The organism is Pseudomonas sp. GW822-FHT02G04 (genome assembly GCF_058802085.1).
Window position 1 is genome coordinate 230,763 of record NZ_JBXANU010000005.1, and the last position, 17,636, is coordinate 248,398.

General features: G+C 56.0%; 15 protein-coding genes and 1 pseudogene. 9 read left to right on the forward strand and 7 right to left on the reverse strand.

Translation table 11 applies throughout. The features are described 5' to 3' along the window. Positions 1–200: 200 nt before the first annotated feature. Positions 201–803, reverse strand: a complete 603-nt coding sequence (gene wrbA / locus AC1RO5_RS09555) for an NAD(P)H:quinone oxidoreductase (protein WP_007938311.1) — start codon at positions 801–803, stop codon at positions 201–203. A gap of 456 nt (positions 804–1,259) precedes the next feature. Here wrbA and AC1RO5_RS09560 point away from each other — a divergent pair, with 456 nt between their 5' ends. The 5 genes from AC1RO5_RS09560 (at position 1,260) to AC1RO5_RS09580 (ending at position 6,884) form a co-directional block, all read left to right on the forward strand. Continuing rightward, positions 1,260–2,528: a cystathionine gamma-synthase family protein gene (locus AC1RO5_RS09560; protein WP_493174682.1), complete on the forward strand. Its 1,269-nt coding sequence runs from the start codon at positions 1,260–1,262 to the stop codon at positions 2,526–2,528. Between the two features lie 136 nt (positions 2,529–2,664). Continuing rightward, positions 2,665–4,101: an amino acid permease gene (locus tag AC1RO5_RS09565; RefSeq protein WP_493174683.1), complete on the forward strand. Its 1,437-nt coding sequence runs from the start codon at positions 2,665–2,667 to the stop codon at positions 4,099–4,101. A 51-nt stretch (positions 4,102–4,152) separates the two neighbouring features. Then, the gene (locus AC1RO5_RS09570; RefSeq protein ID WP_493174684.1) at positions 4,153–5,043 is read left to right on the forward strand and encodes a LysR substrate-binding domain-containing protein; all 891 of its coding nucleotides are present in this window, start codon (positions 4,153–4,155) and stop codon (positions 5,041–5,043) included. Between the two features lie 18 nt (positions 5,044–5,061). After that, positions 5,062–6,450 (forward strand): threonine synthase, encoded by a 1,389-nt coding sequence (gene thrC / locus AC1RO5_RS09575; RefSeq protein WP_493174685.1) that lies wholly within the window; start codon positions 5,062–5,064, stop codon positions 6,448–6,450. Next, positions 6,447–6,884 carry an Lrp/AsnC family transcriptional regulator gene (locus AC1RO5_RS09580; RefSeq protein WP_018925939.1) on the forward strand — a complete coding sequence of 146 codons (438 nt, stop codon included), beginning with the start codon at positions 6,447–6,449 and terminating at the stop codon, positions 6,882–6,884. The genes thrC and AC1RO5_RS09580 overlap by 4 nt, the downstream gene beginning before the upstream one ends. Positions 6,885–7,060: 176 nt before the next feature. Here the strand turns inward: AC1RO5_RS09580 and AC1RO5_RS09585 are convergent, their stop codons facing one another. From AC1RO5_RS09585 to AC1RO5_RS09595, 3 genes are all read right to left on the reverse strand, one after another. Continuing rightward, positions 7,061–7,372 carry a putative quinol monooxygenase gene (locus AC1RO5_RS09585; RefSeq protein WP_493174686.1) on the reverse strand — a complete coding sequence of 104 codons (312 nt, stop codon included), beginning with the start codon at positions 7,370–7,372 and terminating at the stop codon, positions 7,061–7,063. A gap of 95 nt (positions 7,373–7,467) precedes the next feature. Beyond that, positions 7,468–8,157, reverse strand: a complete 690-nt coding sequence (locus tag AC1RO5_RS09590) for a carboxymuconolactone decarboxylase family protein (RefSeq protein ID WP_493174687.1) — start codon at positions 8,155–8,157, stop codon at positions 7,468–7,470. Between the two features lie 90 nt (positions 8,158–8,247). Further along, on the reverse strand, positions 8,248–9,228 hold the full coding sequence (locus tag AC1RO5_RS09595) for an aldo/keto reductase (RefSeq protein WP_493174688.1): 981 nt from the start codon (positions 9,226–9,228) through the stop codon (positions 8,248–8,250). 134 nt (positions 9,229–9,362) lie between these two features. Between AC1RO5_RS09595 and AC1RO5_RS09600 the strand changes: the two genes are divergently transcribed. From AC1RO5_RS09600 to AC1RO5_RS09610, 3 genes are all read left to right on the forward strand, one after another. After that, positions 9,363–10,256: a LysR family transcriptional regulator gene (locus tag AC1RO5_RS09600; RefSeq protein ID WP_493174689.1), complete on the forward strand. Its 894-nt coding sequence runs from the start codon at positions 9,363–9,365 to the stop codon at positions 10,254–10,256. Between the two features lie 334 nt (positions 10,257–10,590). Beyond that, entirely contained in the window at positions 10,591–11,631 is a 1,041-nt protein-coding gene (locus AC1RO5_RS09605) for a homoserine dehydrogenase (RefSeq protein WP_493174774.1), read from the forward strand. 12 nt (positions 11,632–11,643) lie between these two features. Beyond that, positions 11,644–13,062 carry an aldehyde dehydrogenase family protein gene (locus AC1RO5_RS09610; RefSeq protein ID WP_493174690.1) on the forward strand — a complete coding sequence of 473 codons (1,419 nt, stop codon included), beginning with the start codon at positions 11,644–11,646 and terminating at the stop codon, positions 13,060–13,062. A 76-nt stretch (positions 13,063–13,138) separates the two neighbouring features. Here the strand turns inward: AC1RO5_RS09610 and AC1RO5_RS09615 are convergent, their stop codons facing one another. Then, the gene (locus AC1RO5_RS09615) at positions 13,139–14,005 is read right to left on the reverse strand and encodes a patatin-like phospholipase family protein (protein WP_493174691.1); all 867 of its coding nucleotides are present in this window, start codon (positions 14,003–14,005) and stop codon (positions 13,139–13,141) included. Positions 14,006–14,241: 236 nt separating this feature from the next. Next, positions 14,242–14,820: an S-(hydroxymethyl)glutathione synthase gene (gfa, locus tag AC1RO5_RS09620; RefSeq protein ID WP_493174692.1), complete on the reverse strand. Its 579-nt coding sequence runs from the start codon at positions 14,818–14,820 to the stop codon at positions 14,242–14,244. Between the two features lie 372 nt (positions 14,821–15,192). On the opposite strand from gfa, the gene AC1RO5_RS09625 reads away from it, so the two are divergent. After that, positions 15,193–17,052: an ABC transporter ATP-binding protein gene (locus tag AC1RO5_RS09625; protein ID WP_493174693.1), complete on the forward strand. Its 1,860-nt coding sequence runs from the start codon at positions 15,193–15,195 to the stop codon at positions 17,050–17,052. A 52-nt stretch (positions 17,053–17,104) separates the two neighbouring features. Here the strand turns inward: AC1RO5_RS09625 and AC1RO5_RS09630 are convergent. Next, positions 17,105–17,425, reverse strand: a pseudogene (locus tag AC1RO5_RS09630) (hypothetical protein); the annotation flags it as partial. Positions 17,426–17,636: the final 211 nt, after the last annotated feature.

Here is a 17,636-nt window from a genome sequence, read left to right on the forward strand (position 1 = left end):
CGACCCCACTAGAACGTCGCTCCTCTGAATCCAAAAACGCTTACGTCGTCTTCAAGGACTCCCGACGCACAAGGCTTTCTCTGGAATTGCCAAACAACCAGCGAGCATCAGCAGCGCGGTGGTGAAATCCGCCACGGTACTACACAGGCCAGTGAAGCTCGACTCCTGTCCTGCAACACGCGCCCATTTAGGTGCTTGCGTTAACCCGCAATCTTTATTGCAAGCTCAGCAACGTGTTTACCCTGGAAACGCGCAATATCCAGCTCATTTTGTGACGGTTGCCGTTTACCGTCAGCGCCTGCCAGGGTGGTCGCGCCATAGGGCGTACCGCCGGTGATCTCGCTCATGTTGGTCAGCCCTGCGCAGGTGTAAGGCACACCCACGATGACCATCCCTTGATGCAAGAGTGTGCTGTGAAACGACGTAATAGTGGTTTCCTGGCCACCGTGCTGGGTGCCGGTCGATGCAAAGACACTGCCGATTTTCCCGACCAGCGCGCCGCTCATCCACAGTCCGCCGGTCTGGTCGAGAAACGTGCGCATCTGTCCCGCCATATTGCCGAAGCGCGTCGGTGTACCAAAGATGATGGCATCGTAATTGCCCAGCTCATCAGGTGTCGCCACCGGTGCCTTCTGGTCAAGTTTGACGCCGATGGCTGCTGCCTGTTCGGCCGGGATGGTTTCAGCGACACGCTTGAGCGTCACGTCTGCGCCGGGTACGGATCGTGCGCCTTCGGCCACTGCGCCAGCCATCGTTTCGAGGTGACCGTACATTGAGTAATAGAGAACCAGTACCTTCGCCATGATTTTTCTCCTGGATTAAGCGCCATTCGATGGATTAGGAAGATCTTGGGTTACACCACTGCCAACGAACTGCAGCGGCAGGCGTAGCACTCGGTCACGAACAAAACGGCGGCTCACACCCACCCGACTGCAGGGACTTTGACGGCATGCGGATTAACACTAGCAGTTCCATATGCTGCCTGCCGGGCAGTCAGAGAAGCTATTCGATTGATGGCAGATGGCAGCACGTGTAGCGGGGAAGGGCGCGCGGCAAAGAGGGTATCTGTTATCGGTAACTTACTTCACTCAATGCTGATGGCCATGTGAATGGATGGTCAGGGCACCCGACACCCAGCCATTAAAAAAAGCCCCCCTTACTCCCGGATATCATGATTTTTCACAAGCATGAGCTTTCCATATAGTCGTCCCAAGCCCACTTGGAACACGGTTGTGTTTCCCTTGATGCGAGACAATTTTATGGAAAATAAGAAACGCGCCGTCCAGGCTTCAGAGGTTGGGATGGGGACTCGAGTCGTATGGGGAGGAGAACAGGTTCAACATCCCTACAATGCGACCCAGACACCTATCGTGGTCAGTGCCGCCTATGGCTATGACGATATCGATAAGTGGTATGACGTGGCATTGGGAAAGGAGCCCGGCTTCATTTACAGCCGCATGAGCAATCCCACCGTCTGCGTCTTGGAAGATAAACTCTGTGAGCTCGAAAACGCAGAGTCGGCTGTAGCTTTCAGTACCGGAATGGCTGCAATCAGCGGTGTACTACACACCTTCCTGTCCTATGGTCAGCGTGTGATATCTACACGTGACAGCTACGGCGGTACGAACAAGATTTTCGAGGAGTTTCTTCCGCGCATGGGTGTGGAGGTAACCCTTTGCGATACGCTCGACACTGTGGCACTTGAGCAAGAGATCGCTAAAGGCTGCAGCGTTCTGTACCTGGAAACACCCACGAACCCAACGCTGAAAATCGTTGATATTCGGCGCCTTGTGGCAGCGGCGAAGCGAGTGGGCGCTTTGGTTGTTGCGGACAATACATTTGCGACGCCACTGAATCAGAATCCGCTCGCCTTGGGCGTTGATGTGGTTGTGCATAGCGCGACCAAATTCCTGTCCGGTCATGGTGATGTGCTCGGTGGCGTAGTTTGCGGCGCCGAGCATCTGATGTCTAAAGTTCGCCATTACCGCGAAATCAATGGTGCCTCGCTGGATCCTTTTTCGGCGTATCTAATCATCCGAGGCATCAAGACTCTGGCCCTGCGTGTTCGCCAGCAACAGGCGAGCGCGAAGCTTTTGGCCGAGTACCTCTGTACCGAGCCGCTGGTCGAGTCGGTGAACTATCCGGGGTTGCCTCAACATCCAGGTCATGACATCGCTGGTTCGCAAATGAACGGATTCGGAGCCATCGTCAGCTTCGTGCTGAAAGGAGGCATGGACACGGTGACTCGTTTGCTGCCGCTGCTCAGATATGCGCATCGGGCGGGTAATTTGGGAGCCGTCGAGACCATCTATGGGCCGGCTCGGACGACCAGTCACGTGGAAAACACCTTGGAAGAACGTCAGGCACTTGGAATCTCCGAAGGTTTGGTTCGAGTGTCCGTAGGTATTGAAGATTCAGCAGATCTATTGGCTGACCTAAAACAAGCCTTTGCTTTAGTGCGAAGTAAACACGGTGATGTAAACCTTAACGCTGAGAGTGCCCAACGTTTCATTGAGGTAGGAGCCTGAAGACGGACTGGACTTTCGATATTCATCTTAAGCCCTTCATGAAGAATGAAAATAATAAAATCCAGCGACGACAAAATTGTACTGCCCAGAAGTCGGTTACAAGGCGTTTGTCCGAACATTTCATGAGAATAAAACTATGTCCACGCATATCGAAGATAATCAGCCCGATCCAAACTCGCATTTCAAAAAGGAAATGCAAACACGCCACATTGTTATGTTGGCACTGGGCGGTGTGATAGGTACGGGGTTATTCCTTACCTCCGGTTACACGGTCAATCAGGCAGGGCCACTCGGTGCAGTGATCGCTTACATCATCGGTGCAGTGATGGTGTATTTAGTCATGGTCTGTCTCGGTGAGTTGGCTGTCCAGATGCCGGAAACCGGATCTTTCAGTAGTTACGCAACGCGATACCTGGGTCCAGGCACAGGCTATACAGTGGCCTGGCTTTACTGGCTCACTTGGGCGGTAGCTATCGGTTCAGAATTTACAGCTGCGGGCATCCTGATGGTTCGGTGGTTTCCTGATACACCCGTCTGGATTTGGAGCGCGCTATTTGCCATCGCGGTTTTCTCAAGCAACGTTGTCTCTGTTCGGTTGTTTGCGGAGACTGAATTTTGGCTTTCGCTGATTAAGGTTCTGACCGTTATCACATTCATTGTGATCGGCGGAGCGGCAATTTTCGGTCTTATTCAAGTACAGAGTTTGCAGGGTGCGGGACTTTCCAACTTCACACGTGAGGGGCTTTTCCCCACCGGGTTTTTACCCATTGCAATGACCCTCCTGGCTGTTTCCTTCGCATTTTCCGGAACTGAGCTGATCGGGATTGCGGCAGGTGAAGCGCAAGATCCACAAACTAGCGTGCCCAAGGCAATCCGCACGACAGTGGTACGTTTGGCGCTGTTCTTCGTGGGGACCATTTTCGTCCTTGCGACGTTACTGCCACGAGAGCAAGCGGGGCTCGTAGAAAGTCCGTTCGTGATGGTGTTTGAGCTGATTGGCATCCCATACTCTGCCGACATTATGAACTTCGTCATTCTCACGGCACTGATTTCCGCCGCTAACTCGGGGCTGTATGCAGCATCGCGCATGCTGTGGACATTGAGCGATCAAGGACATATGCCTAAGCGCTACGCCAGGCTCTCCAGTCGTGGCACACCGGTGAACGCCATCGTGCTTAGTATGGCGGGCGCAGTGGCCTCTCTGCTCAGCAGTGTGTTTGCCCCTGATACGGTTTACTTGGCCTTGGTGTCCATTTCCGGTCTGGCGGTCGTAGTCGTGTGGATGAGCATTGCTGCCAGCCAGATCGCGTTCCGTCGTCAATACGTTGCTAATGGCGGACGAGTTGAAGACCTGCATTTCCGTGTGCGCGGCTATCCATGGGTGCCTATCGGTGCACTGTTGTGTTGCTTGCTGGCCTGTGTGGGTATCGCTTTTGATCCTGAGCAGCGAGTGGCGCTTTACTTCGGACTCCCCTTTATCGCGTGGTGTTATTTCGTCTACTGGGTCACTCGAAACAAGAGAGCAGAGCGATTGGCTTTAGCCGCCGCTGTTCATTCCTCTGGCACTGCGTGAATTTCTCAGGCAATGATTGAGCATAGTTAAAGCCCTGATGAGGTTGCGCCGATGAGTCAAAAGTCACTACCACCCTTGAACTGGTTGAGGGCATTCGAAGTATCGGCGCGTTGTTTAAACTTTACCCACGCGGCGGAAGAACTCCATCTGACTCAAGGGGCCGTGAGTCAGCAGATCCGTCAGTTAGAAAGTCACCTCGGTGTGGCGCTGTTCAAGCGCTTACCTCGAGGGCTTGGCTTGACCGAGGAAGGGCAGTCGTACCTGCCTGTCGTACAAGACGCGATCAGTCGCCTGGCAGTCGGCACAAACGAGATTTTCGGCCAGCACAATCGAAGACATTTGAAGGTGCGCGGGAGTCTTTCCTTTCTTCACTATTGGTTGGCCCCCCGGCTCGCAGATTTTTGTCGGGAGTATCCCCAGATTGATATTCGATGTATCAGCAATATTTGGGTGAAAGAACCGGACGGCGAGGATGACCTGGAGATTCGCTGGGGATGCGGTGAGTGGTCGGGCTTGCACGCTCAGCGATTGACTTGGGACATCCTTCAGCCTGTTTGCTCCCCAAAGCTCATGGCCAGCTCACCCATACATGAGCCTCGCGACTTGATGAACCATTCACTGCTTCATGTGTTGGGGTACGAAGAAGGTTGGGGTTACTGGTTGAAGCGAGTTGGAGCACACGACGTCGACTACTCCCGTGGTCTTCAGTTTGACACGCTTATTTCCACTATCCGCATGGCCGAATTGGGACAGGGCGTTGCGCTGGCACGGTCTTCCGTGGTCGAGGATTTGCTTAAGAGTGGGCAATTGGTTGCGCCATTCAATTACCGAATCGAGGCAAGCGAATCCTTTTATCTGGTGCACGAACAGAACGAAGTGCTATCACCTGATGCCGCAAATTTTTCTACCTGGCTGGTGGCTCAAGCCCATCGCCTTTTGTAAAACTGATTTGGAGTTGCCATGGATTATGTAAGCACTCGCGGCCGCGACATGCGTGCTGATTTTCGCAGTGTGGTTCTGTCGGGGCTCGCCGAAAATGGTGGTCTCTATGTCCCGGCCAGTTTGCCTGTCTTCACCGAGAAACAGATTGCCAGTTGGTCGTGGCTGCCGTTTGATGAATTGGTTTGGCGAGTGATTTCGCCTTTTGTTGGCTCTTCCATAGACGAAAGCACCCTGCGTGCCTTGCTCAGTGACAGCTATCAACAATTCAAGCACCGCGCTATTACGCCGCTTGAGCAAATCGGGCACAACGAGTGGATACTCCAGCTGTTTCATGGCCCGACCGGTTCTTCCAAGGATTTCGCCGCGCAATTGCAGTCGCGCCTGGTTGAGCATTTCCTGCAGGAGGTCGGTAAAGAAGCGTTGGTGGTCGGTGCAACTAACGGTGATACCGGCGTCGCGGCGCTTGAAGCCTTTGCTAACTGCCCGGCCGCCCGCATGGCGATACTGTATCCGCGCGACGGGCTTGCGCCTGAGCAACTCAGTGCCTTGCAGGCAGCCGACCCCCTGCGGGTTCAGCTGTTTCCGGTTGACGGTAATTTCGATGATTGCCAGACGCTGGTCTCCCGACTCTTGCGTGAGTGGCCGTTGGACGGAGTGTTGCCGGTCTGTTTCAACTCGACCAATTGGATCGGCGTCCTGGCCCAGATCGTTTTTTACTTCCACGCGGCCTTGCAACTGGGCGGTGGCTCGCGTCCCGTTGGCTTTAGTGTTCCAGCTGCCAGCTCGGCCGAAATCTACGCCGGTTACATTGCGCAGAAAATGGGATTACCCATCAATCAGGTGATCATCTCCACCAACAGCAATGATGCCCTGCACCAGTTTTTTCATTGCAATCGCTACTCTACCCGGATGACTAATAGAACCGTGTCGCCGGCGATGGACTTCTCGTTGTTTTCCAACCTGGAGCGGTTTATCTGGGAGATTTACGAGCACGATGGCTGCTCAACAAAAGCACTGATGGAGCATTTTGAAGGTTGCGGAGAAATGAGCATCGGCAACCAGCAATGGCTGCGTGCTCGAGTACTCTTCGATTCCTATGCCGTACACGAATCCCAGGTGCGTGATGAAGTAGTCGAGCTGTTCCGAGAGACAGGCTCGGCCATCGATCCTCACACCGCTGTCGGTGTACTGGCCGGCAGGCTCCATCGACGCAGCCTAGGCGCGCCGATGGTCACCTTCGGGCAAATTGCGCCGGCAAAGTCAGCGGCGCTGTTGGCCGAACTGGGCGTCTGGCAAGCAAGTGTTCCGAGCAATGTCGAGGTGCGTGCGCAACCACCGTACCTGGCCAAAGGCGATCTGGACGGTCTTTGCCAAGCTCTTCGTCTGGCGCAGCAGAGGCTTGCATGAAGCGCATTCTGGATCCGTTGGACGAACGCATACTGGCCGAACTTACCGCCAATGCGCGAATAGCCCATATCGAACTGGGTGCCAAGATCAACTTGTCGCGCAATGCGGTGCGCCAGCGCATCGAGCGTCTTGAGCGCGATGGTGCGATCCAGGGCTATACGGTACTTCTCGGCGAGTCGCGGCGACCTACGTCGCTTATCAGCGCGGTGATCTTTGTCTACCGCTACGACCGCATGCGTGGCGAAGAAGTACTGACTGCGCTGCGCTCCATTCCCGAAGTCGTGCAATGTGAAGTACTCAGTGGTGAGTTCGATTTAATGCTGCGTGTGAATGCCGCCACACCTGAACGCGTCCATCTCGTATGGAAGGAAATCGCGGCCATGCCAGGGGTGGAAAACACCGTGACATCGTTCGTCCTTTCTGCGGTGTTTTGACAACTGAGTAATTGCACTGACCTGACCAGCCATTTGTATCGGACTTGACCAGCACGCTTCGTAGTCTTGACCGTCAGAGAACGACCCTAAGCGAACATCACTCAAAAACCGTTCTTAGTGAAATCTGAAGCGCATAACCGTTGGCGCTTCCCATAAGTGCAACCAGCCGATTGACCTCAGTCACTTACACGAGCATTGAGGGTAATGACGGGGCCGAAAGTGAGCAGTGGACGTAGCTCATCCATAACGCTGGCGACATGCCGGTTGCCAGCGTGCTCTTCGACAGCCTGCTGGTTTGTCCAGCCATCGATAATGTAAAACGTATTGGGTGCCTCGAAGCTCTGATAGAGGTCGTAATACAGGCAACCGGGTTCTGCTCTTGCCGGTTCGACAAATCGCAGGATCAACGCTTTGACCCGCTCGATGTTGCAATCATCGCAGCGAAGCTCGCAGATGATGTGCCGCTCTTCTGATTTGGTGCTTTGCATGTTTTTACCCTGGATGTAGAGGAGCACTTAGCTAACGCGAAACGACCGATTCACGGCCGCCGATTCGACGTACAGCGCCGGATTTGCCTAGCGACTTACTCGGAGCGCTTTTCGAATATGCCTTTGGCGATTGCAGCCGCCGACATTGCGTTCGGCCAGCCGGTGTAGAAGGCCAGATGCGTAATGACTTCAGCGGCCTGAATTTGGGTCAGGCCATTGTCCAAGGCTTTATTCACGTGAAAGGGAATTTGAGCGGCTTGCCCCACTGCAACCAGGGCTGCGACCGTGACCAGACTGCGATCACGGGGAGTTAGTGTCGGGCGCAGCCACAGGTCATGGAACAGTACCGAAGTGGTATAGCCTGCGAGTGCTTCGAAAGCGGGGCCGATCATCTGTTCTACCGCAGCGACGCGCATCTGCTCAAAGGCTTCGTCGACCGGGAGCATGTTGTCTTGTGCATCCGACAATGCGGTTGGCGGGATCCCTCGGGCCTCAAACACGTCTTTGGCGATGGATGCCGCCAACGTGGCATTGCCCCAGCCTGAATAAAACGCCAAATGAGTGATGACTTCACTCAGTTCGGTGGGCGTAATGCCATTGTTCAACGCCAAATCGAACTGGCGAGCCATTTCGGCTGGCTGATGTCGTGCAATCAAGGCGGCAATAGTCACGATGCTGCGATCCCGGGGCAGGAGCTGCGGACGCTGCCATATCTCTTCCAAAAGCACGTCCTGGATGTAACGTGCAAATGCCGGGACGGCGAAGTTTCCTTCGTCTGATTTCATAGTGATTGATCGCTCGTGCAAGTGAAGAATGGGAACGCGAGGGCTTAACGGCGCCCTCTGAAAGGAACACCGTCAGACGATAAGGAACGCTTAGCGGTTGATGGTTTTCATCATCTGCGCGTTATAGCGCTCACCTTGTACAGGCACCTTGGCCAGAACCTCACCAAGTTCACGAAGGTCTTCTGCGGTCAGTTCCACGGTTGCTCCGCCTACGTTCTCTTCCAGGCGATGCAGCTTGGTGGTGCCGGGGATAGGTGCAATCCACGGTTTTTGTGCCAGTAGCCAGGCCAGTGCAATTTGGGCCGGGGTCGCTTGTTTGCGCTGGGCAATTTCACCGATCAGGGCGACGAGATGGTGGTTAGCCTCGCGGGCACCGTCAGCAAAACGAGGCAGATTGTTCCGTACATCACCGCTGGAGAAGGTTGTGCCGGCATCAATTTTCCCGGTCAGGAAACCCTTGCCCAGCGGGCTGAAGGGAATGAAACCAATCCCGAGCGCTTCGAGGGTTGGAATAATTTCCAGTTCAGGCTCACGGGTAAACATCGAATACTCGCTCTGAAGCGCCGACAGCGGCTGCACCGCATGGGCGCGACGGATAGCGTCTACGCCGGCTTCACACATGCCAAAGTATTTGACCTTGCCTTCCTTGATGAGGTCGCGCACGGCCCCGGCAACATCTTCCATGGGGACATCAGGATCGACGCGATGTTGGTAAAACAGGTCAATGCAGTCGGTCTTCAGGCGCTTGAGTGACTCTTCCGCCACCTGGCGGATGCGCACAGGCCGACTGTCCAGCCCTGCGACGGGATTGCCGTCCTTGAAACCGAATTTTGTCGCGATGACGATCTGGTCGCGAAATGGCTGAACGGCTTCGCCCACCATTTCTTCGTTGACTTGCCCATAGGCTTCGGCCGAGTCGAAAAGGGTGACACCCCGCTCAAAGGCAGCCCTGATGAGTTTGATCGCGTCCGCTTTGTCGGTGGCGGGGCCATAGCCGAATGTCAGGCCCATGCAGCCAAGACCAATGGCTGAAACTTCGAGGCCGTTGCTGCCGATTTTGCGCTTTTGCATCATCCATCTCCTTTGAGGGTATTGGAAACCCAACCCTCAAGCTGTTGGGTTATTGGGGGATGCAGCTACTTTAAAAAGATCTGAGTCATTCAAGAAGTGGCATACTGAGATAACCGGTATGAGATAAATTCATAATGGAACAGTACGATTTCAACAGCCTTTCGGTGTTTATCACCGTCGCGCGCGAGCGCAGTTTCACCAGGGCCGCGGCCCATCTGGGTGTGTCCCAGTCCGCTATCAGCCATAGCATCCGCAGTCTTGAAGAGCGCCTCGGAATCCGCTTGCTTACCCGCACCACACGCGGTGCCTCGCCGACCGAAGCCGGCGAGCGTTTGCTCGTCAGCCTCGTGCCTTACTACGAGGGAATAGAAGCCGAAGTCGCCGCGTTGGGGGAGCTGCGCGACAAGCCATCAGGGACTATTCGGATAACGTCCCACGACCATGCCGCATCCACCATTCTCTGGCCGAAACTGTCCAGGTTGCTGCCGGAATATCCCGACCTCACCCTGGAGATCAACATCGGCTACGGGTTGATCGATATCGTCGCTGAACGTTATGACGCGGGGGTGCGGATAGGCGATCAAGTGGCAAAGGACATGATCGCAGTGAGGATTTCCCCTGACTTTCGTATGGCTGTGGTGGGCGCGCCGGGGTACTTTGCCCAACGCGCAAAGCCACAAGTCCCCCAGGATCTGACCACCCATAACTGCGCGAACCTGCGTTTACCCACCCATGGTGGTCTGTATGCCTGGGAGTTTTCCAAAGCCGGTAAAGCGCTGCATGTTCAGGTGCCCGGGCAGATGATCTTCAATACCTCATCCCAGACAATGTCCGCTGCATTGGAAGGGTATGGGCTGGCTTATGCGCCGGAGGATGTTGTCCAGGCATACGTCGAGGATGGCCGGTTGATCCGTGTTCTTGAGGATTGGGCGCCGACGTTTCCGGGATATCACCTTTACTACCCGAGCCGGAGGCAGTCCTTGCCAGCCTTCGCACTTGTAGCCAACGCTCTCCGCTACAGAGGTTAGGGCCTCCGCGAACAGATCCTGTGTTGGTTGGCGAAGGTCTCGTTGGTGACTGACCACCTCCAACAGTTGATCCACGCCATCATCAATGCCTGCTTTTGGCTGCTTTCTGCCTGTCGCCGCTACCGGCGGCAATGGGCAATTCTTTGCCGATCCTGGGTACGAAGCGTGCAGGTCAGGTCGAATGCAAGAGGGTGATCATGTGAAGTGCAATTTCGCAGACAACTTCGTGCTTGGGCAAAACGCCCAATTAATACAGCACTCTGCCATATTCAACTGCCAAAGCCCGCCTCTTAGGATGTTCCTATCGAACAACATCAATATAGGAACAGCGGTTATGACTGAGTACAAAATTGCCTTGGTAGGGTTTGGTGGCGTGAACCGTGGTTTCGCCCAATTGGTCGCCGATCGTAATGCCGAGTGGAAAGAGGCCCTCGGCTTCACTATTAAAATTGTCGGTGTCACCGATCTGTTCCTCGGCTCAATCGTTGCCAAAGACGGTCTGGATGCAAAGCAGTTGGTGGCGCTGCCGGTTGAGAAGGGCGCATTCGCTCAACTGCCCGGCGGCAATGCTGAGGCCTTCAACGAAACCGTGATCAAGCATTCCGGTGCAGACATCATCGCTGAAGCCACTTTCACCAATCCGGTGGATGGCGAGCCCGCCTCTACCTTTTGCCGCTGGGCCTTGGAAAGCGGCATTCATGTAGTGACTACCAATAAGGGGCCTATTGCGCTGCACGATGCGGAGCTCAAGGCGTTGGCCCGTCGCAACCAGGTCGCTTTCGAATACGAGGGGGCGGTGATGAGTGGCACCCCCGTGATTCGTCTGGCCAAGCAGGCCTTGGCGGGTGCCAACGTGCAAGGCTTCGAAGGCATCCTGAACGGCACTTCCAACTACGTGCTCACCCAGATGAAAGACGGCCTGGCGTTCAACGATGCCGTCGTACAAGCGCAACAGCTCGGCTACGCCGAGGCAGATCCAACCGCCGATGTGGAAGGGTTTGACGTACGCCTCAAGGTGGTGATCCTGGCCAACGAACTGCTCAACGCACGACTGAATGTCAGCGATGTAGCGTGCTCGGGTATCAGCAATATCAGCGCGCAAGATATTGCCCAGGCAAGTGCCAATGGCGCGAGCTGGAAACTGATTGGCTCAGCCGATCGTGAAGCAGATGGCTCGGTTCGAGCGAGTGTGGAAGCTCGCTTACTGTCGAATTCACATCCTCTTGCCGGAATCAGCGGTGCTACGAATGCAGTGTCATTCAATACCGAACTGCTGGGAGCTGTCACGGTGTCCGGGCCTGGGGCAGGGCGCATCGAGACGGCCTTCGCATTGCTGTCGGACATCGTCGCCATCCACACCACCCACGGCAAATAACAGGAGATAGTCATGAGCGTATCCAGCATGGCCAGTATCCAGCTTGTTGAAGCCAAACAGATTGATGTGTTCAGTCCATTCGATGGTCGCCTGGTGGGAAGCGTCCCTTGCCTCGATGCAGCCGCAGTTCCTGGCTTGCTGGAACGTGCGCGAATCGGCGTGCGCGAGAGTGCGGCAATGCCTCGTCACCTCCGTGCACGCATCCTTGAGGAGGCGGCCCGGCGTGTAGAGCTTGAGGCTGAAGCGTTTGCCAAACTCATTGTTGCAGAGGCGGGGAAGACGCTGCGACAAGCAGAGAAGGAAGTGAAGCGTTGTGTGAACACGCTGAAGCTATCGGCGGAAGAGGCTCGTCGTAACGCCGGGGAAGTGATTCCATTTGAGGCATATGAAGGCTCCGAATCGCGCCAAGGCTGGTTCACTCGAGAACCGTTGGGGCTTATCGTCGCGATCACTCCCTACAACGATCCGCTGAACCTGGTCGCCCATAAACTTGGCCCGGCCATCGCCGGTGGTAATGCTGTGATCCTGAAGCCCTCAGAGCTCGCACCGTTGTCTGCTCTCAAGCTGGTTGAGTGCCTGGTGGAAGCAGGTCTGCCTCCGTCTGTGGTAACCCCGGCGACCGGAGGCGTCGATCTGGGTAAAGCATTGGTGGAGGTTCGTGAAGTTCGGATGATTTCCTTTACGGGCGGTTTTGCCACGGGTGAGGCCATTGCTCGTAGTGCAGGGTTGAAGAAGCTGGCCATGGATCTGGGAGGAAATGCCCCGGTTCTCGTGCTTGAAGATTGCGATATCGAACCGACTGTTGAGTCCTGCGTGTCTGGCGCCTTTTGGGCAGCAGGGCAGAATTGCATCGGCACTCAACGCATCCTTGTACATAGTTCAATTTATGAGGACTTCCGTGAGCGTTTTGTCAGCCAAACGCGTGCCTTGGTAGTGGGTGATCCTGACCAGCGAGCAACGGATGTAGGCCCGATGATTACGGAACAGGCGGCCCGTCGTACCGAACAATTGGTAAATGAATCACTGGCCGAGGGGGCCGTTCTTCTGTGCGGACATCATCGCGAAGTGGGAAGCTATGCGCCGACCGTGCTGGAGCGGGTAAGCCATAACAGTCGGATCTGGCAGCAGGAAGTCTTCGCGCCAGTTGTCATCCTGGAGCCTTTTGACCACCTGGATGATGCTGTTGTTCTGGCCAACGCTCCGGAGTACAGCTTGCATGCCGGACTCTTCACACGTGATCTTTCCAAGGCCTTGAAATTGGCGCGGCAAATTGAAGCCGGTGGCGTGATGATCAATGACTCTTCCGATTATCGTTTTGATGCCATGCCTTTCGGTGGCTTCAAGTACGGAAGTCTGGGGCGAGAAGGTGTCCGGTTTGCTTATGAGGACATGACGCAGCCCAAAGTGGTCTGCATCAATGAAATGGGTTGAGCCATCAAAGTAGCTAATTACCGTCGACCGTTTCATCGGGTGAAGTTGCTCGTCCAGTGACACCCGATGTTTTTTCTCAATGCTCATGGGCATGCGAATGGATGGTCAGGGCTCCCGGTACCTTGGTGCGTTCGAGCCCCCCATGTTCCAGCCACCGGAGGGTCTGCTCATAGGCACGCTGCAGCAAAGACTCGGTCTGGTCAAAGTTGAACACCGAGACATCCACAGGACACAAGGGCGGGACAATGTGCAGGCTGGTGAGCGTGCGGAAGTGTTCGATGTCGCTCACCAGTTGGCGCATGCTCATCAGATTGACGGTGTGCAGGGCCAAGGCGACCAGGCCTCGGGGCGGTTGTGTCAGGGCGCAGCTGACCCCGGTGGGAATGACCACGACGTTGGTGGCTCCCAAGGCTACGGCAGTCGAAATAGGTGTATTGCTTGCCACGCCGCCGTCAACCAGGAACCGATCGGCGATTTGTACGCAGGGGAACACCAACGGGATGGCAGCGCTGGCCAGTAACGCCTGCTCAAGTTCGCCACTGGACAGCACCGTCTCGGCGCCACTGAGCAGGTCGGTGGTGACAATGTGTAGGGGCAGCGCCGCATCCTCAATGCGATGAATGGGCAGTGCCTGACCCAGCAATCGGTGCAAGGCCGCCGGCTGCAACAGAAAACCACGCCGCTTGAGCAGCCCTCTACAGGTATCGAGCCAGGAGAGCGGAAAGATGTCCGTTTTACTCAACCCGCGCCAGAATCCGGCAAGCGCCTCGACGCCAGCGGAATCGGGCCTTGCGGCAAAGTAGGCACCGTTGATTGCGCCTACCGAAGCGCCCACCACCATGTCGAATCGAACATTGGCCTCGACCAAGGCCCGCAACATACCCACCTGCACCGCACCCAAACTGCCGCCGCCAGCGAATACGATTGCGGTTTTGGTCGCCATGGTAGAAGTCTCGATGCGCAAATGTATCGAATGAGTGTAGCTGGCGGGTTGGTGTTGCTTCCGGGTGCTCGCCACATGATCTAGACGCGGCAAGCTTCACTTGGGGACTGCTATTAGGAAACATCCCACCGAAGTGTGGAAGTGTCGTTCAGGCCGCCCGATGTGCAAAAACACATAGCGGCCTTGCTCACGAGATCCAACCGCGGTCCGGAAAAGAAACCGCGGCGACCGATCAATCAGGCGGCGGGGAGCAGGCCTTTCTGTTTGGCGACATGAGTCGCCATGGCGTCCATCAACTCCGGGGACAGGCAGTCATAGGGTTCCAGGCCGATCGAGCGCAAGCGCTCGCGGATAGACTTCATTTGCGCTGGCGGTGTGCCGGTTTCGATGATGGAGGACACGAACGCCGCGAATCCTGGCGCAGCCCATCCGCTCTGTGGCGAAAGCTCGGTGTGGACGAAGTCCAGGCCATAAAACGCATGGTCCTTGTTCTCGATGCGCCCAAAGAGATGGGCGTGACACTGCTTGCAGGCGTGGCGTTGGATGGTGGCGGATTCGTCGACAATCGCCAGTTTTTCGCCGTGGGCAATGACGCTGACCTTATCTCGAGGCACCACGGCGATAACGGCGAATGTCGCGTTTTGTGGTTTCCAGCATTTGCTGCAGCCGCACGCGTGGTTATGCAGAGTTTGTGCGTCGATCTTGACCTCGACCTTGTCGGTCGCACACAGGCATTGCAGGGTGCCACCTGTGAAATTCGCGGCGGCGGGTTGGATACCATTGTCCAGTGAAGGGTGAAGTTGCAAGGTACTCATGCTGGCGTCTCCGTTTCAGGGTGTCAGACAAAAATGCCTGGGGCCGCGCCCCAGACCCGGTAGTTCATCGGAACTCGATGACGGCGCGGATCGATTTGCCTTCATGCATCAGATCGAACCGCGGCGGATTTCGAAAAGGACACAGTGCTCAAACGAGTGACCTCCTTCGGTGCGACCGGTCGGTTACCCAGATCAAGAATAGTCTGCGATGACGCCTCGAGCGCGGCCAGGGCCAGCGCTCGGGCGAGTGTGCCCCGGCAACCCAATCCTCAGAGCGACCTGCCTAAGCGCCATACCTCAAACTTCGCAACACCCTCAAAGCAACCATTCAATGGCAGAATCTCCTCAACTTGATCGTTTTTGGAGAACACCATGCTTCGTGCGTTTGAACGAAGGCTCGACCCCTTTCCTCCTGACGAGGTACCACCGCCACCCGACGGCCTGGCTCGCTTCCTGTGGGCCTGCACGCGGGGAGCCCGCGGTTACATCCTTGCGTTTGCGCTGCTCAGTGCCGGTGTGTCGATTTACGAAGCCTGGCTGTTTTCCTTCCTCGGGCAGGTCGTGGACCTGCTCTCGACCTGGCAGGCAGGCGGTGAAGCGGCTGCGCAGGAAAGTCGCGTGTTGTGGGGCATGGGCATCGTCATGGTGACCAGCGTCGGGCTAGTCGCGTTGCGCACTATGGTGCAGCACCAGATATTGGCGATTAACTTGCCGTTGCGACTGCGCTGGGACTTCCATCGCCTGATGCTGCGGCAAAGCCTTTCGTTTTTTTCTGATGAGTTTTCCGGCCGGGTCACTACCAAGGTGATGCAGACTGCGCTAGCGGTGCGCGACATGCTATTCACCCTGATCGAGATCGCCCCCGGGATCGGGGTGTATTTCATCGCGATCATCGCACTGGCCGGCGGCTTCGCCCTGAAACTGATGCTGCCTTTCGTTGCTTGGGTCGTGTTGTTCGGGCTGGCCATGTGGTACTTCGTGCCCCGCTTGGGGAAAGTCGGGCAGGAACAGGCCAATGCGCGGTCGATGATGACCGGGCGTATCTCGGATGCCTACACGAACATCACTACGGTGAAGCTGTTCTCCCACTCCAATCGTGAAGCGCATTTCGCGCGTGCAGCGATGGAGGATTTCAAACAAACCGGCTTTCGCCAGATGCGCCTGGTCAGCCAGTTCGAGATCGTCAATCAGGCATTGGTGGTGGCATTGATCATGGCAGCAGGGGGTTATGCCCTGTGGCTATGGCACCAGGGTGAGGTCGGCGCAGGTGCCGTGGCGGCCATCACCGCCATGGCGTTGCGTATCAATGGCATGTCGCACTGGATCATGTGGCAAATGACCTCGCTGTTCGAGAGCATAGGCACCGTGCAGGATGGCATGGCAACCCTTACCCGCGGCCCAAAGGTGCAGGATGCGCCGGACGCTGGTGTCCTGGTGACCTCCGGAGGGGCGGTCACCTTCGATAAGGTGAGCTTCAACTACAGTGGCGAACGCCAGGTGCTCGATGGCCTGAGCCTGCACATCCGTCCGGGCGAAAAAATCGGCCTGGTGGGCCGCTCTGGCGCTGGCAAATCCACGCTTATCAACTTGCTGCTGCGCTTTTATGACGTCGACAGCGGGGAGATTCGCATCGATGGCCAAAACATCGCACAAGTGACGCAAGACAGCCTGCGCGGCGCCATCGGCATGGTCACGCAGGATACCTCCCTGCTGCACCGTTCCATTCGCGACAACATCGCCTACGGCCGCCCCGATGCAACCGACGCGCAAATCCGCAGCGCCGCGGCCAATGCCCAGGCCGATGAGTTCATCAGTCAACTGAGCGACCGGCAAGGCCATACCGGTTACGACACCCTTGTGGGTGAGCGCGGCATCAAGCTGTCGGGCGGCCAGCGCCAACGCGTCGCGATTGCCCGGGTGATGCTCAAGAACGCCCCGATCCTGCTTCTTGACGAGGCCACCAGCGCGCTGGACTCGGAAGTCGAAGTGGCCATACAGGAAAGCCTCGATGAAATGATGCAGGGCAAAACTGTGATCGCCATCGCCCATCGGCTGTCCACAATTGCGGCCATGGACCGGCTCATCGTCATGGACGGCGGACGCATCATCGAACAGGGAACCCACACCGAATTGCTCGGGAAGAACGGCATCTATGCGCGGCTGTGGCAGCATCAAAGCGGCGGGTTTCTGGGTGAGGATCAGGGCGTGGTCGAGGCTATGGATCAGGTGTGAGCGTGAAGAGGGCGCAGCAGGGGGCTATAGGGGTGGGCCACGACCATTGACCTTAGTCGAACAGAGCATTTTCCAGATAAACATGAAGGCCAGCAGGATCCTGGACGGTACACGTGGAGATCGCGGAGCGGGCTCGTTGTTCGTCCAAAGTGTTGTAGTCGGTGTTTTGTGTCGTGCTGAGGCTGTTGTTACGTAAACCAGCCTGGAGGTCTTTCATATCGCGAAACGGCGCGTCGAAAGTCGCGGCCGTGTTTCGTAACCAGTGAAGTGAAGCAGAGCGAAGCTGATCAATTTCATCATCACTCCAACCATCACTATGCATGCGTTGCGGTGCACGATCGAACACCGCTTGACGGAGCGAGCGGACATGACGATCCGGATTCGCATGATTACATCCCTGAAATTCGGAGAATTACTTCCGGTTTGTGATGCCGGCGACAGAAATTGTCCATTTCCTTATACCCCCGTCCGATTCGTAAGCTCCTGAAAAATAAAGTCCCAAATAAAAACCTTCAGATATCACCGTTTATTTTTCCAAAAAAAACGGAGATTAATGAAATTGCTCCTATATAAATCAATAAGTT

What these genes read in the sequence shown, in the direction of transcription:
- wrbA (WP_007938311.1), bottom strand. Translation starts at nt 803, where the DNA reads ATGGCGAAGGTACTGGTTCTCTATTACTCAATGTACGGTCACCTCGAA.
- AC1RO5_RS09560 (WP_493174682.1), top strand. Translation starts at nt 1,260, where the DNA reads ATGGAAAATAAGAAACGCGCCGTCCAGGCTTCAGAGGTTGGGATGGGG.
- AC1RO5_RS09565 (WP_493174683.1), top strand. Translation starts at nt 2,665, where the DNA reads ATGTCCACGCATATCGAAGATAATCAGCCCGATCCAAACTCGCATTTC.
- AC1RO5_RS09570 (WP_493174684.1), top strand. Translation starts at nt 4,153, where the DNA reads ATGAGTCAAAAGTCACTACCACCCTTGAACTGGTTGAGGGCATTCGAA.
- thrC (WP_493174685.1), top strand. Translation starts at nt 5,062, where the DNA reads ATGGATTATGTAAGCACTCGCGGCCGCGACATGCGTGCTGATTTTCGC.
- AC1RO5_RS09580 (WP_018925939.1), top strand. Translation starts at nt 6,447, where the DNA reads ATGAAGCGCATTCTGGATCCGTTGGACGAACGCATACTGGCCGAACTT.
- AC1RO5_RS09585 (WP_493174686.1), bottom strand. Translation starts at nt 7,372, where the DNA reads ATGCAAAGCACCAAATCAGAAGAGCGGCACATCATCTGCGAGCTTCGC.
- AC1RO5_RS09590 (WP_493174687.1), bottom strand. Translation starts at nt 8,157, where the DNA reads ATGAAATCAGACGAAGGAAACTTCGCCGTCCCGGCATTTGCACGTTAC.
- AC1RO5_RS09595 (WP_493174688.1), bottom strand. Translation starts at nt 9,228, where the DNA reads ATGCAAAAGCGCAAAATCGGCAGCAACGGCCTCGAAGTTTCAGCCATT.
- AC1RO5_RS09600 (WP_493174689.1), top strand. Translation starts at nt 9,363, where the DNA reads ATGGAACAGTACGATTTCAACAGCCTTTCGGTGTTTATCACCGTCGCG.
- AC1RO5_RS09605 (WP_493174774.1), top strand. Translation starts at nt 10,591, where the DNA reads ATGACTGAGTACAAAATTGCCTTGGTAGGGTTTGGTGGCGTGAACCGT.
- AC1RO5_RS09610 (WP_493174690.1), top strand. Translation starts at nt 11,644, where the DNA reads ATGAGCGTATCCAGCATGGCCAGTATCCAGCTTGTTGAAGCCAAACAG.
- AC1RO5_RS09615 (WP_493174691.1), bottom strand. Translation starts at nt 14,005, where the DNA reads ATGGCGACCAAAACCGCAATCGTATTCGCTGGCGGCGGCAGTTTGGGT.
- gfa (WP_493174692.1), bottom strand. Translation starts at nt 14,820, where the DNA reads ATGAGTACCTTGCAACTTCACCCTTCACTGGACAATGGTATCCAACCC.
- AC1RO5_RS09625 (WP_493174693.1), top strand. Translation starts at nt 15,193, where the DNA reads ATGCTTCGTGCGTTTGAACGAAGGCTCGACCCCTTTCCTCCTGACGAG.